Source organism: Pedobacter petrophilus, assembly GCF_009674725.1.
Taxonomy (GTDB): domain Bacteria; phylum Bacteroidota; class Bacteroidia; order Sphingobacteriales; family Sphingobacteriaceae; genus Pedobacter; species Pedobacter petrophilus.
Map to the genome: position 1 here is coordinate 25,350 of NZ_WKKH01000017.1, position 15,318 is coordinate 40,667.

The following is a 15,318-nucleotide window of genomic DNA, read 5'->3' on the forward strand; positions in this document are numbered from 1 at the left end:
TACCCATCCCAGCGTAGGTAACCAAATTATCATCCCCAAAGTGATATAACAGCGATATTCAAATTGCTGTATTTAAAATGTTACCAAGCATTTAACGTTCGATAACAAACCTTTAAGCTTTCGAGTAGTCTGATAGCTTAGTTTTTGTATATTTTATCTAAATTTTTTTAATGAAAAGGAACGTTCAAAGGGCAATCTTCATTGTTCTTATTTTTTGTAGCTACATCGCTCAGGCGCAGAATCCGGGTTCAATAAGCGGAAAGGTTATCAACGCTAAAGATAAACAGCCCGTAGATTTTGCAACCATAGCCGTTAGAAATCTGAAAGATTCTGTTGTTGTAGCATCGGGACAAACCGCGCCAGACGGGACTTTTAGTTTCAAAGCAATAGCACCCGGAAAGTATAGAATTTATGCTGCCTTCTTAGGGCTGAAAACAGCTACAAAAGATGTTGAAGTAGCAAAAGCCGCTGTTAATGCAGGCGAAATTTCAATGACTGATGATGGTGTCGATTTAAATACTGTAAATGTTACCGCGAGCATTCCGGTTGTGGTAAAAACTGATACTTTAGAATTCGACGCAAAAACCATTAAGGTACGCGAAAATGCTGTTGTGGAAGACGTATTAAAAAAGCTTCCTGGTGTAGAAGTCGCTAAAGACGGAAGCATTAAAGCCCAGGGCGAAACCATTACGAAAGTGAAGGTAGATGGGAAAGAGTTTTTTGGAACAGATCCCTTATTGGCAACAAAAAACCTGCCGGCAGATATGGTAGATAAAATTCAGGTTATTGATGAGCAATCAGAGCAATCTCAATTTTCTGGAGTAGATGATGGTTCGAGAACCAAAATTTTAAACATTACTACCAAAGCCGGAATGAAAAAAGGATATTTTGGAAACAGCACTGTTGGATATGGTACTCAGGATAGATATGATGCCAACATCAATGTAAATAAATTTGATAACGACCAGCAGTTTAGTGTAATTGGTCAGTTTAATAATGTAAACAAGCAAAATTTTGGTCAGGGTAATGGCGCCGGAAATGGCTTCGGCGGTGGCGGCCGTGGTAACTTTGGTGGCGGTGGAAGCAGTGCCGGAAGTGGGGGCATTACCAATACCAACGCAGGCGGGATAAACTTTGCAGATACTTACAAAGACGGAACACAAATTCAGGGGAGTTACTTTTTTAACAGATCTGACGTAGTTAATCAGCAACAGAGTTTTACGCAAAACTTTTTAGGCAATAGCATTACAACGGTGGCCAACAACGCTGATAATAATACCGACCGGATAAATCATCGGTTTAATTTCATGATTGATACCAAACTGGATTCTTCAACAACTGTTAAAATTCAGCCGAATGTTTCCTATACCCAAAGTGATGCAACAAACCTGAGTAATTATGACAGAAACTTGCTTGAATCTCAAACAACAGGTTTGCAACGTTATATTAGTAATAGTTCTACCCCAAATATCACTAACAATTTATTGGTTCGAAAGAAATTTAAAAGAAGGGGAAGAACCCTGTCACTTAATGTTAATACATCGATAAATAATAACGATGCAGATAACTATAATTACATATCCGAAGCAAATACGATTAATAGCGTAGTAACCAATACCCTTACTGATCAGTTAAACAAGGTAAATACCAATTCAATAAACAACACTTCCAGATTGGTTTATACCGAACCATTATCTAAAACTACCAGCTTAGAATTTAATTATCAGAATGGCTATAGCCATGATAACCAAGGCAGGCAGGTATTGGATTTTAATTCGGCCAGCGGTCAATACGATTTAGTTAATTTTGATTATACCAATACCTACGAAAATCAAACGTTAACCAATGCCGGAGGTGTAAGCTTTACCACTAACGAAAAAAAATATAACTGGAACATTGGTTTAGCCGCCCAACAAACCAATCGCGTAAACTCTAATCTCACTACCGGATTGGTTCGCACGCAGAACTTCATTAATTTAACTCCTTCCGCAAACTTTAGATACAATTTTAGTAACTCCAGGAGGTTGAATATTCGATACAGAGGAAATACACAACAACCAAGTATCAGCCAGATTCAGCCGATTCCGGATAATACCAATACACAAAGCGTTTTCATTGGTAATCCTGGTTTAAAGCCCGCCTTTAACAATACCTTGAACATCAATTATAACAACTTTGATTTTGCAAAGAGCAGAATGTTCTTCGCTTTCCTAAGTTTAAGTCAAACTTTCAATGCCATTGGAAACAGCAGTCAGCTTATAACCGACCGTAATGATGAAAACTTTGGAAAAATCAGAACCACTTATGTAAATGTTGATGGCGTTTACTCTGGAAATGGAAGTGTGAACGTTGGCTTGCCGATACTACCTGAGAGAAAGCTGACGTTAAACGCATCAATAAATGCGAACTATAATCGCAATGTGAATTTCACAACGGGCAATGATAATCCAAGTGATCTGGTGAGAAATGTGACTAATTCAATTGGAGTTACCAACAGATACAATTTTGTAACCAACTTTGATAAGTTCGATTTAACTGGTGGAATCTCCGGCACGTACAATAGGGCAACCTATTCTGCTCAACCAAATGCCACAACGAACTTTTACACCTGGAACCCAAGCTTTGATGTGAGTTATGTATTTCCGGGTAACATCCGCCTGGCTGTAGATTTAGATTATATTAAAAATACAGGCAGAGGAGAGGGTTTTAATAATCAGTTTACGCTGGTGAACTCTTATATCAGCCGTCAGTTTTTCAAAAACAGGGGGACTTTCAAAATTGCAGTAAATGATGCTTTTAACCAAAACCAGGGAATAAGCAGAACTGCAACAAACAATACCATTACCGATTTAAATTACAATGTATTGAAGAGATATTATATGTTCTCATTCACCTATTCGCTCACCAGAATCGGTGGAAGAAATATGAGTGGCGATATGCAGATGCCTACGCCTGGTCAGGGTGGAGGACAGCGGATGAGGATGTAAAATCGATTAGTTAATTTTTAAAGGCCCGTGTAAAACGGGCCTTTTCCTTTTGTAAGAAATTATAAATGTCTAACTAACGTTTATGTATTTCATTTGTTACCTGACGCAAATAAACCATTAAAGTGCGGGATAGTCTTTAATTTTAAAATCAGAAAACTAACCGAATGAAACATCTTTTTACGCTGCTCCTTTTTTTATCATGCACCATAACCTACGCTCAGAAAAACGGTTCCATCAGTGGCCGTGTTATTCAGTCGAAAGATAAACAGCCAATTGATTATGCCTCTATAGCCATTAAAAACCTTACAGATTCTACAACCATTGGTGCCATGAATACGGGTGAAGATGGTACATTTAGTTTTAAAGGACTCAAGCCTGGTTCATACCGGTTGTATGCTGCCTTTTTAGGATTAAAAAATACCAACAAGGATTTCGTTATCTCAGCAGAAAAACCTGATTTAAATATTGGTGACATTGTTTTGGAAGGAGGGTCGATAGACCTGCAAACTGTCGAAATTAAAGCGGAAGTACCACCGATTGTAGTGAAGCAAGATACTTTAGAATTTAATGCCAATTCATTCAAGGTTGTGGAGAATGCTGTGGTAGAAGATTTACTTAAAAAGCTTCCGGGGGTAGAAGTTGATAAGGCCGGAACAATCAAGGCACAGGGGGAAACGATTACAAAAATCAGGGTGGATGGAAAAGAATTTTTCGGTAATGATCCGCTATTGGCCACAAAAAACCTTCCTGCAGATATGATAGATAAGATTCAGGTTATCGATGAGCTTTCGGATCAGGCGCAGTTTACCGGGATAGATGATGGTTCCAGAACTAAAATTATTAATATCACTACCAGAAAAGATAAAAAAAATGGATACTTCGGCAATACAACCGCGGGTTATGGTTCCGATAAACGATATGATGTTAACGTCAATGTAAATCGCTTTAATCAGGATAGAAAACTCAGTGTTGTCGCGCAGTTTAATAACGTAAATAAGCAGAATTTTGGTGGCGGCCTTGGTGGTGGAAACGGGGGCGGCAACGGCGGCAGAGGTGGAATTACGGAAACCAATGCTGCGGGTTTCAACTTTAATGATACTTATGCTGATCAAACAGAGGTAAGCTTAAATTACTTCGTCAACAAATCAGATAACTTAATTCTCAGAAATAGTGTAACGCAAAATCTTTTAGGCGATGTTACCACTATTTTCAATAACGGCCAAACTAATAATGCAGACCGTTTAAACCATCGGCTGAACTTTATGGTGGATACAAAACTGGATTCGCTGACATCGCTCCGGATTCAGCCAAATTTAAGTTATACCAATAACGCCGGCTTAAACAGCAGTATCTACACCCGCGATTACAATACCTACACCATTAACGGTACCCAAAATTTAAGCAACAACAATACTTCGCCGTCTGTAAGCAATAATATTCTTTTTCGAAAAAAGTTTATGAAAAGGGGAAGAACACTATCGTTAAATTTAAATACCAATATTAATAATAACGATGCCGGCAATTACAACCGGAATGACGAAACCAGGGCGGAGGGAGGCCTAACCACTCAAAAAATAACCGATCAGTTAAATGACCAGGAAAGTGAGTCGATTAATCAAAATACCCGTTTGGTATTCACAGAACCACTCGATAAAACATTAAGCCTGGAGTTTAATTATCAAAACGGCTATAACCATAATAAATCTGATCGGTTTACTTATAATTTTAATCCTGCAACGTTGCAATATGATTTGCTTGATACCACCTTTAGCAATGCTTATGAAAACACAATTCTAATCAATACTGCGGGCTTCAGCTTTAATAAGAACGGGAAAAAATACAATTGGAATGTAGGTATGGCTGTACAGAATACAGACAGAACCAATAATAATATTACCCGGGGATTTATCCTGAAACAGAATGTCTTCAATTATACGCCGTCTGCAATGTTTCGTTATAACTTTAGTAATAGTAAAAGATTTGTGGTCAATTACCGTGGTACTACAAATCAACCAACCATACAACAATTACAACCAATTCCAAATAACACCAATACACAGAATATCCCGGTCGGAAATCCGGATTTAAGGCCTGAGTTTAACAATAACCTGCGACTGGCGTTTAATACTTTTACTGTTGGTAAAAACAGATCTCTTTTTATCAACGTTAACCTTACGCAGACTTCAAACAAGATTGCCAATAGCAGTAGTTTAATAGAAAACGGACGCGATCAGGGTAAATTAGCCATCCTTCCGGTAAATGTAAACGGTGTTTATGCCGGTTCTTTAAACTCATCAATCAGTTTGCCGCTAATGGCCGGGAATAAATTAAACTTTCACATTAATATTAGTGGTAATTACAACCGGGATGTGAACTTTACCAATTCTTTAAAAAACATTACCAACAGCTGGGTGCTAAGTAATGGATATCGCCTGGTATCGAATCTCGATCGGTTAGATTTAACAGCCGGTATAAATGGATCAGTTAATCGCGCTACTTACTCTGTACAGCCAAATTCTAATGCCCGATTCTATACTTTTAGTCCAAACATCAGCGTAAGTTATTTATTCCCGGGTGATATCCGTTGGGCAATTGACGTGGATTATAATCAAAATACCGGAAGGGGAGAGGCTTTTGATACGCATTTTACTTTACTGAATTCTTATATGAGTAAACAGTTTTTTAAAAACCGGGGAACGCTTAAAGCAGCTGTTAACGATTTATTGAATGAAAATCAGGGAGTCAGCAGAACTGCAGATAACAATACCATACGGGATGAGCGCTACAATGTATTGCAACGCTATTTTATGTTCTCATTTACATATTCTTTAAACAGAATGGGCGGTAAAAACAGAATCAGCGAAAAAAGTAACGAAGGAGGAAGACGTAACCGTGGTGGCGAAGGTTTTGGTGGAGGAAGATCAGGAAATTAATCATGGGTTAGTCAAACCTGATTTTCGGCATCAAGATACCATTCATCTATTTGGAATAAATCTAAAGAAAGGCTAACTTGCACCTGATTTAGCACATGAACCCGAAGGGATTGAGATAGTATTTTAATCTTGGAGGCCCCATCTGAGCATAAAACAAATACAGATGAAACTTTCAAATTTAAAAGTTGGAGAAAAAGGAACAATCATTTCATTTACAGACCTTGATCTTTCTGTAAAATTGATGGAGATGGGTTGTTTGCCGGGTGAAGTTGTAGAAGTTGAGCGTTTTGCTCCTCTTGGCGACCCAATGGCCATTCGTGTTGCTGGTTATCAGCTTTGCTTACGTAAAAGCGAAGCCGATGTCGTTATCATCAATAAATAAGCTGATTTGGATATTAAAGTTGCATTAGTTGGTAATCCCAATACAGGTAAGTCTACTCTATTTAATCGTTTAACGGGATTAAATCAAAAAATTGGAAATTTTCCTGGAATTACGGTAGATAAAAAAACAGGTTTTATGAAGCTTGCCAATGGCAAGGGTGCAGAAGTAATTGATTTGCCCGGAACATATAGCCTGTACCCAAAAAGTGCTGATGAAAGTATCGTTTTCCAGGTTTTAGCTGATGCGAATAATAATAGTTATCCTGATGTAATCGTACTGGTAGTTGATGCATCAAACCTTAAACGTAACATGCTTTTGTATTCGCAGGTTGCAGATTTAGGAATTCCGATGGTACTGGCATTGAATATGGTCGATCTTTCCGAAAAACAAGGCATTAATATTGACTTAAATAAGCTCGTTCAAAAATTAGGTGTGCAGGTGGTTTCAATTTCTGCACGGAATAATATCGGGATTGATAAGCTAAAAAATGCGATTTCCAATACCAATAAAATTGCCACTCAGTTTCAGGATGTTGATGTAAACATTCTTGCACCAGCGGCCATTAATGCCATCAAATCAAAACTGAATTCTGATAATGATTATTATGCTTTACAGGTATTGCATCAGCATGAATACCTTAAATTCTTTTCTGAAAAAGAACAGGAAGAAATAGAAGAAATAGAGCAATCACATCAATTTGAGTCTTCTAAAACGCAGGCAGCAGAAACTATTGTACGTTATAAATATTTAAGTTCGATATTGGCAGATGTGGTTTCTGATGAAGGTATTGCGAAGAAATTTACTTTTAGTGATAAGCTTGATTCAATTTTAACCCACAAAGTCTGGGGATTCGCGATATTCATATTAATTCTTTTTGTAATATTCAATGCGATTTTTGCCTGGTCTTCCTACCCGATGGAATGGATTGAAGCAGGTTTCGGTTTTGTTACTGATCTTGGTCACCAGTATTTGCCCGAAGGGATGTTCACTAATTTACTCCTCGATGGTATCATAGCCGGATTGGGTGGAATCTTCGTGTTTATTCCTCAAATTGCCATTTTGTTTGCTTTCATTTCTATTTTAGAAGATACAGGCTACATGTCAAGGGTAACTTTTATGATGGATAAAATCATGAGCAAAGTTGGCTTAAATGGAAAATCCGTTGTACCTATGATTGGTGGTTTAGCGTGTGCAGTACCTTCTATTATGGCGGCCAGAAATATTGAAAACTGGAAGGATAGAATGATTACGATCATGGTAACGCCCCTGGTAAGTTGCTCGGCAAGGCTTCCGGTTTATATTCTGATCATTTCGTTGATTATCCCGTCAGAAAATATTTTTGGAATTTTTAACATGCAGGGTTTAGCCTTAATGGTGATGTACCTGGTTGGGGTGATTGCTGCGGTATTGGTGGCCTGGATTATGAAGTTCATCATTAAAACTAAAGAGCGTGCTTATTTCATTATGGAATTGCCTATTTACCGCATGCCAAGATGGAAAAATGTGCTTTACACGATGTATGAAAAATCGAAAACCTTTGTTTTTGAGGCCGGGAAAGTGATTATTGCAATATCAATTATTCTTTGGGTGCTGGCAACCTTTGGTCCGGGCAGTCGCTTTGATCAGATTGACCGGAAATATGCACCTGCACTTGCAGATACCACAAAAAATACTGATCACATCCGAACACTTATTGCTACAGAAAAGCTGGAAAACTCTTACGTTGGCATTTTAGGTCATTGGATAGAACCCGCTATTCGTCCTTTAGGTTATGATTGGAAAATCGGCATTGGTTTGATCACTTCTTTTGCTGCACGCGAGGCATTTGTGGGTACAATGGCGACTATCTATAGCGTAGATGGTGGCGATGAAGATACTTCTACCATTAGAGAACGCATGTCTGCGTCCGTAAACAGCCGCACAGGCTTACCCGTTTACACCTTTGCTACTGGTATTTCATTAATGTTGTTTTATGCTTTTGCGATGCAGTGTATGAGTACCGTGGCAATTGTTTACCGCGAAACTAAAGGCTGGAAATGGCCGGTAATTCAATTGGTTTATATGACGGTCATGGCTTACTTTGCAGCGCTTATTGCATACCAGTTGCTTAAGTAGAAAGTTCTGAGTATTAGGTGTTGAGAATCAAGAAATATTAAGTGTCAAGATGCCCGGCAAGAAAACTACTGTAGCTTTTTTACTTACCGGACTTAAAACATTTAACTATCGACTAAGACTTCAGACACTTGACTCACTCGTAAAACTAACCCAATTCAATCTGTCTTTTGATACTTTCCTCTAACGAAATCAGCGTTTCGGTACGTTGAATACCATTCACCGCCTGAATTTCTTCATTAAGTACGTGGCGTAAATGATTGGTATCTCTGCAAATTATTTTAGCGAACATACTATAAGCACCCGTAGTATAATGGAGCTCTACAACTTCCTTAATTTTACTAAGTTGGGCAACAGCATCTTTATACTGAATACCTTTTTCGAGGTAAATACCTAGAAAAGCACAGATATCGTAACCTGCTTTTTGAGGATCTATAATCAGGTGTGAGCCCTTTATGATCCCCATTTCCTGCAGTTTCTTCATTCTAACGTGTATAGTGCCGCCAGAAACAATTAAGTCTTTCGCAATTTCGGTATATGGTTTAGTAGCGTCCTGCATTAACTGCTTCAATATATCAATATCGAGGTTGTCAATTTCTAAATTGGAATTGTCTTTTTTGAGCATATTTTTGAATTATGATAAGCGAATTTACAAATATTTATCAATATTATAAAAATAAAATTAAATGTTTAAAATATTTGCAAGGTATTAGATGTTCCATTACATTTGTATCAAGCAATTAACAAAAAGGAACGTTCTTTAACAAATTGCTAAACATACTGTAGGGTGGTGAAACAGGCAGACACACCTCCTTGTCTCGGTGGCGGAGAATAATGGGAAAACCAGCAATGGCTAACTACTCCTTGGAGGTTCGATTCCTTCCCCTACAGCGACTTAGTCCTGAGTCAAAAGTTCATAGTCTAAAGCAGACTGGCGACTAAAGACTACGGACTGATGACTATAATGTTGGGTGGTGAAATTGGCAGACACGCCTCCTTGTCTCGGTGGTGGGGAATAATGGGACAAACGCAGTTTATTGGGTTGACCACAATTAATTTTTTGAACTGTAGCTAACTACCCCTTGAAGGTTCGACTCCTTCCCCAACAGCATTTTTTATGAATAATAAGTTAGTTAATTGAGCAATCCTGGATAGGTTGCTCTTTTTCATTTTATAACGTTATGAAAAATATCAGAAATATTACATCAGTTATGACTATCTTACCGATTGATTGCACTAAATATCTTGTAGTCCCCAGTAATGAAGAGAGTATCAATTAAAGACATAGCTAAACAACTAAACATCTCGATTACATCTGTCTCTTTTGTAATTAATGGCAGAGCAAAAGAAAAGAACATTAGTGATGCATTGACTAAGAAGGTTTTAGACCTCGTAGCAAAATTAAATTATCAACCAAATACGCTTGCCACAAGTTTGCGGACAGGAAAGACAAGAATTATCGGCTTTCTGGTTGATGACATTTCAGAGCCTTTCTTCTCTGGTATCGCGAAACGTATTGATGAAATAGCTTCAGAACTTGGCTATAAAATTCTATTTAGCAGTACCAGAAATGATACAACTAAAGCAATAGAGTTATTGCAAATTTTTAAAGACAGGCACGTAGACGGCTACATCATGGCATTGCCTGAAGGTCTGGAAGATGAAGTTAAAAAACTGATTGCAACGGATGCTCCTGTTGTTTTGTTCGATCGGTACGTGCAGGATGTACAGGCTGATTATGTAATTATCAATAATAAAGAAAGTACAGCTCTTGCAACGGCGCATTTGATTGATAACGGATATAAGAATATCGCTTTTATCACCGTTGATTCTGTTCAGCTGCAGATGTTAGATCGCCTGGCTGGCTATGAGGAAACTATAGCAAAGCATCAACTGCATCCATTTGTTAAAAAGATAAACTATAGTACATCAGCAACGACAATAAAGGAGATGGCTGAATTTTTTAATGCAAATAAGAATTTAGATGCAGTTATCTTTGGAGCGAATTATATCACTCTTGATGGTCTGAGAACCTTCAGGGCAATGGGCATGCGTATCCAAAAAGACCTGGCAGTAGTATCTTTTGATGATTTTGAAATTTTAGAATTTTGTGACCCACCGGTAACAGCAATTGCGCAGCCTTTAGAGGCTATTGCCGAAAATATCATGAAAACTTTGATGGAAAAATTGAAACAAACCAGTGCAGATAAGAAATATAGTGAGGTAGTGGTTCCAACGATCTTCAACATCCGCGAATCCAGCGCAAAAGTTAAAGCATAAAAAAAGGAACAGGTGATTTAATCTGTTCCTTTTACATTTATAATATAACTGATTAAACAGTCATTACATCTTTTTCTTTTACCTCTGCGTGTTTATCTACTTTAATGATATAGGCATCAGTTAATTTTTGAACTTCACCTTCACCGGCTTTGATCTCGTCATCAGAAACCCCTTCGCCTTTAAGCTTCTGAATTTTAGTATTTGCATCCTTACGGATATTCCGAACTGTAATTCTTCCTCGTTCAGCTTCTTCCTTAACTTTTTTAACCAGGTCTTTTCTACGTTCCTCTGTTAGCGGAGGTACTACCAAACGGATTACAATACCATCATTCTGAGGATTGATACCAATATTTGCCACTTGAATAGCTTTTTCGATAGGTACCAACAGTGATTTTTCCCAGGGCTGAATTACGATTGTTCTTGCATCAGGAGTATTGATGCTGGATACCTGCGACAACGCCGTAGAAGCGCCATAATAATCTACAAAAATACCATCAAGCATTCCTGCAGATGCTTTACCAGCTCTAATTTTAGTTAGTTCAGATTCACAATGATCGATTGCTCTATCCATAGCAGATTCAGCATCCATCAATTGTAATTGTATGAGTTCGTTCATAATTTGTGTATTTCTACAAAAGTAATAAATTTAAAATGCTTATTTAACCAAAGTACCTATCGAATCGCCATTTGCAATCTTCATAAAGTTTCCGTGCTTATTCATGTCAAACACAATAATCGGAACTTGGTTTTCCTCACAAAGGGTGAAAGCAGTCATATCCATCACATTCAAGCCTTTATCGTAAACTTCTCGGAACGAAATTTCTTCATATTTTGTTGCTAAAGGATCTTTTTCAGGATCAGCAGTGTAAATACCATCGACACGGGTTCCTTTTAAAACAACATCAGCTTTAATTTCAATGGCACGTAAAGCTGCTGCAGAATCAGTGGTGAAATAAGGGTTACCGGTACCTGCTCCAAAAATAACAACCCGACCTTTCTCTAAATGGCGTACGGCTCTTCGGCGGATGAACGGTTCGCAAATCTGCTCCATTTTAATCGCAGTAAGTAAACGGGTTTTTATTCCTACTTTTTCCAATGCATCTTGCAAAGCCATGGAGTTAATTACGGTAGCTAACATCCCCATATAATCAGCCTGGGCCCTGTCCATCCCACTTTTCTCAGCACTTAAACCCCTAAAAATGTTTCCACCACCAATAACGATTGCGATTTCCAAACCTTTATCGTGAACAGCCTTAATATCTTCAGCGTATTGCTTAACACGTTCATTATCAATACCGTATTGTTTATCGCCCATTAGCGATTCGCCGCTAAGCTTTAGCAGGATGCGTTTGTATTTCATGACCTCAAAAATATTAAGATTTTTTTAATACCTGGCTATCCTTTTCGATAAATGATGTAAATATTTAGATGGAAATATTTGAACCTTTGAATATCACCTTCTTTAGCTTCAAATCATCATCCAATATTAATAAATTCGCGGATTGATCTATAGCTATTTTCCCAGTTAGATTTTCAATGCCAATCAATTTTGCCGGATATTCAGTGGCCATTTTAATCGCTTCAGGTAATTCGATATCGCAATGGTTTACACAGTTTCTGATAGCTTCTAACATGGTTAAAGAGGAGCCTGATAATGTGCCATCTGGCATTACGAATCTGTTCCCTTTTTCAATATGTTGATATGGTCCTGTTGTGCAAGGCGTAACGGCATCAGAAATTAAAAATAACCGATCGCCAGCTATCTTATATGCTAACTTGACTACTTCGAAATCTACATGTTGGCCATCTGCAATAATGCTTGCCATTGCATTTTTATGGTTAAAAAATGCGGTAGGAATGCCTGGTGCCCTGTGGTGAATAGGGGTCATCGCATTAAAAAGGTGAGTGGTGGTTTGAATTCCACTATTATAGGCATTGGTTGCTTCTTCGAAGGTTGCGTCACTGTGGCCCAAAGAGACCACAACGTTATGGTCCAGAAGATATTGAATCACTTCATCACCGTGTATTTCTGGTGCAATGGTCATCATTTTAATCACGCCATCACCATGATCCAATAATTCTTTTATTTCATCTAATGTTGCTTTTCTAACGTAAGCAGGGATATGAGCACCCAATCGTTTTGGATTTAAAAACGGCCCTTCCAAATGTAAACCCAGTAAGTTTCTGGCATAAGTACGATACTCTTTTGCAGCGGCAATACAGGCATTGAAAACCTCAGGCGTATTGGTAGCCATGCAGGCCAGAAAACCAGTTGTACCTTTCTTCAATAAATCATCTTCCATAATAGTAAGTGATTCTACAGTTGGTTCTGCTGAAAATAACCTTCCGCCGGCACCATAGATCTGAAGATCAATCAACCCGGGAATAACAAATTCAATGGCTGAATTTACTGTCGTTTCTGTGATGGATACGATCTTGCCATGATCAATACTGATGCTTTTATTTTCTTGCAAAATATTGTCAGCAAAAAACCTGGCGATAGGAATATTTAACATAAGATTACTTTTTAACTGGCCTAAGTTACTAAGTTGATCGCTAATTTGGTGTTATGCTATAAATGTTAATTGTAAACGCGATAGCGTGGAATTCCTTTTTGTTTCAATAGCCCCAATAGTCATCCGATGAAATATCTGCACTAAGTCTATATCACCGGATGACTAAATGCACAAGATATTTGCAAAAAACTGGAAACAATAGCGGTGCGGCTGCTTTAGAAGCGTCTAAGTATTTTATCACAAAATTTTAATCAAAAAAAATCCGGTTAACTTTGCAGCTAACCGGATTTCTATATTATTTTATAAATGCTTATGCACCCAATTGTACACGTTTGAAAGCAGATACTGTTAAACCTTTAGAAGTATTATCTAAAAATTTACGAACATCTACAGAGCCGTCTTTAACAAACTCCTGGTTTAATAAAGTACTGTCTTTGTAGAATTTGTTCAATTTACCTGCAGCAATTTTCTCAACCATTTCTTCTGGTTTACCTTCCGCACGGATCACATCCTTAGCAATTTCGATTTCACGCTCAATAGTAGCCGGATCAACACCATCTTTATCAACCGCAACAGGATTCATTGCTGCAATTTGCATCGCAACGTCTTTACCTGCTTCAGTAATATCTACATCTTTAGCACCTTCAAAAACTACTAAAACGCCCATTTTGCCATTGGAGTGGATATAAGAAACGATTTTTTCTCCAGTTACGTTTGCGTACTCTTGAATAACCATTTTCTCTCCGATTTTACCAGTTAGTTCAGTGATAGTTTCGGCAATGGTACGTCCGTCTGACAGAGCAATTGCTGATAATTCTTCGATAGAAGTAGGGTTATTATCAACTGCTGCTGTTAAAATAGCCTGAGCCAGATTACGGAAATCTTCAACCTTAGAAACTGGCTCAGTTTCGCAAGCTAAAGCAACTAATTTACCATTTGTACCATCCGCCGATACACTGATCAATACAAGGCCTTCAGAAGTAGCATTGCCAGAACGAGCAGCTGATACTTTTTGACCTTTTTTGCGCAATAAATCAATCGCTGCTTCGAAATCGCCATTAGCTTCTACTAAAGCTTTTTTGCAATCCATCATACCAGCGCCAGTTTGTTGGCGCAATTTATTTACATCAGCGGCAGTAATTTGTACTGTAGACATTTTTTTAGTTTTTTGAATTTTTTATAAAATGTTATGGGTTAAAAGTTAAGGTTATAGGTTTATACCCACAACTCATAACTCTCAACCCACAACTTTGATTATTATTCTTCTGTTTTAGTTTCTTCTGATGAAGATCCTTCTACTTCAGCTTCAGCAGTTTTTTTGCGTCTTGGCTCTTTAACCTCAGGCGCATCAGCTGCAGCTTTAGCGGCTACTGCTTCTTTTTCTGCTTCGTCATCTTTCTCACGTTTACGTTCGTCTAAACCTTCTTCAATCGCTTTGATAATTACATCAGTAATTAAAGAGATAGATTTAGTTGCATCATCATTCGCCGGAATAGGGAAATCGATGTTTGATGGATCAGAGTTCGTATCAACCATCGCAAAAGTAGGGATGTTTAATTTTAACGCCTCCGTAACTGCGATATGTTCTTTCTTAACATCAATTAAGAATAATGCCGCAGGTAAACGGTTTAAATCAGCAATACCACCTAAAAGTGATTCTAATTTAATACGCTCACGCTGAATCATTAAACGCTCTTTTTTAGATAAGATCGAATAAGTACCGTCTTTAGTCATTTTATCGATGTTAGACATCTTTTTGATTGACTTACGTACAGTAGCAAAGTTAGTTAACATACCACCTAACCAACGCTCGGTTACGAAAGGCATATTTACTTTCTTAGCTTGTTCAGCTACGATTCCTTTTGCTTGTTTTTTTGTTGAAACAAATAAAACTTTACGTCCTGATTTTACGATTTGTTTAATCGCAGCCGCAGCTTCTTCAGTTTTGGTTAATGTTTTATTTAAATCTATAATGTGAATTCCATTACGCTCCATGAAAATGTAAGGAGCCATTTTTGGATTCCATTTACGGGTAAGGTGACCAAAGTGTACACCTGCATCCAATAAGTCTTGATAAGTTGTTCTTGCCATTGTCTTTGCCTCCTGTG

11 protein-coding genes and 2 tRNA genes are annotated in these 15,318 nt (G+C 37.9%); 7 read left to right on the plus strand and 6 right to left on the minus strand.

Annotated features, from left to right (window positions below; all coding sequences use genetic code 11):
• Nucleotides 1–170: 170 nt before the first annotated feature.
• The 4 genes from GJU39_RS12295 (at nt 171) to feoB (ending at nt 8,417) form a co-directional block, all read left to right on the plus strand.
• Complete coding sequence (locus tag GJU39_RS12295) at nt 171–2,987, plus strand: outer membrane beta-barrel family protein (protein ID WP_154281101.1); 2,817 nt, start codon at nt 171–173, stop codon at nt 2,985–2,987.
• Between the two features lie 164 nt (nt 2,988–3,151).
• Nucleotides 3,152–5,920, plus strand: coding sequence for a TonB-dependent receptor (locus GJU39_RS12300; protein WP_154281102.1), 2,769 nt, complete (start codon nt 3,152–3,154; stop codon nt 5,918–5,920).
• 163 nt (nt 5,921–6,083) lie between these two features.
• Nucleotides 6,084–6,302 carry a FeoA family protein gene (locus tag GJU39_RS12305; protein ID WP_154281103.1) on the plus strand — a complete coding sequence of 73 codons (219 nt, stop codon included), beginning with the start codon at nt 6,084–6,086 and terminating at the stop codon, nt 6,300–6,302.
• Nucleotides 6,303–6,308: 6 nt separating this feature from the next.
• A complete protein-coding gene (gene feoB / locus GJU39_RS12310; protein ID WP_154281104.1) occupies nt 6,309–8,417 on the plus strand; it encodes a ferrous iron transport protein B in 2,109 nt (702 codons plus the stop codon).
• A 145-nt stretch (nt 8,418–8,562) separates the two neighbouring features.
• On the opposite strand, the gene GJU39_RS12315 is transcribed toward feoB, so the two are convergent.
• Entirely contained in the window at nt 8,563–9,039 is a 477-nt protein-coding gene (locus tag GJU39_RS12315) for an Lrp/AsnC ligand binding domain-containing protein (RefSeq protein ID WP_025145395.1), read from the minus strand.
• 156 nt (nt 9,040–9,195) lie between these two features.
• Here GJU39_RS12315 and GJU39_RS12320 point away from each other — a divergent pair.
• The 3 genes from GJU39_RS12320 to GJU39_RS12330 all read left to right on the plus strand — a co-directional run bounded on the left by GJU39_RS12320 (nt 9,196) and on the right by GJU39_RS12330 (nt 10,694).
• Nucleotides 9,196–9,305, plus strand: a tRNA-Asp gene (locus GJU39_RS12320).
• Nucleotides 9,306–9,379: 74 nt separating this feature from the next.
• A tRNA-Asp gene (locus GJU39_RS12325) sits at nt 9,380–9,523 on the plus strand.
• A 151-nt stretch (nt 9,524–9,674) separates the two neighbouring features.
• Nucleotides 9,675–10,694 carry a LacI family DNA-binding transcriptional regulator gene (locus GJU39_RS12330; protein WP_154281105.1) on the plus strand — a complete coding sequence of 340 codons (1,020 nt, stop codon included), beginning with the start codon at nt 9,675–9,677 and terminating at the stop codon, nt 10,692–10,694.
• Nucleotides 10,695–10,746: 52 nt separating this feature from the next.
• Here GJU39_RS12330 and frr read toward each other — a convergent pair whose 3' ends face one another.
• From frr to rpsB, 5 genes are all read right to left on the minus strand, one after another.
• Complete coding sequence (frr, locus tag GJU39_RS12335) at nt 10,747–11,310, minus strand: ribosome recycling factor (RefSeq protein ID WP_154281106.1); 564 nt, start codon at nt 11,308–11,310, stop codon at nt 10,747–10,749.
• A 39-nt stretch (nt 11,311–11,349) separates the two neighbouring features.
• Nucleotides 11,350–12,054: a UMP kinase gene (gene pyrH, locus GJU39_RS12340; RefSeq protein WP_154281107.1), complete on the minus strand. Its 705-nt coding sequence runs from the start codon at nt 12,052–12,054 to the stop codon at nt 11,350–11,352.
• A 64-nt stretch (nt 12,055–12,118) separates the two neighbouring features.
• The gene (gene nagA, locus GJU39_RS12345; protein ID WP_154281108.1) at nt 12,119–13,210 is read right to left on the minus strand and encodes an N-acetylglucosamine-6-phosphate deacetylase; all 1,092 of its coding nucleotides are present in this window, start codon (nt 13,208–13,210) and stop codon (nt 12,119–12,121) included.
• 310 nt (nt 13,211–13,520) lie between these two features.
• A complete protein-coding gene (gene tsf, locus GJU39_RS12350; protein ID WP_154281109.1) occupies nt 13,521–14,366 on the minus strand; it encodes a translation elongation factor Ts in 846 nt (281 codons plus the stop codon).
• A 101-nt stretch (nt 14,367–14,467) separates the two neighbouring features.
• The gene (rpsB, locus tag GJU39_RS12355) at nt 14,468–15,301 is read right to left on the minus strand and encodes a 30S ribosomal protein S2 (protein WP_154281110.1); all 834 of its coding nucleotides are present in this window, start codon (nt 15,299–15,301) and stop codon (nt 14,468–14,470) included.
• Between the last annotated feature and the right edge of the window lie 17 nt (nt 15,302–15,318).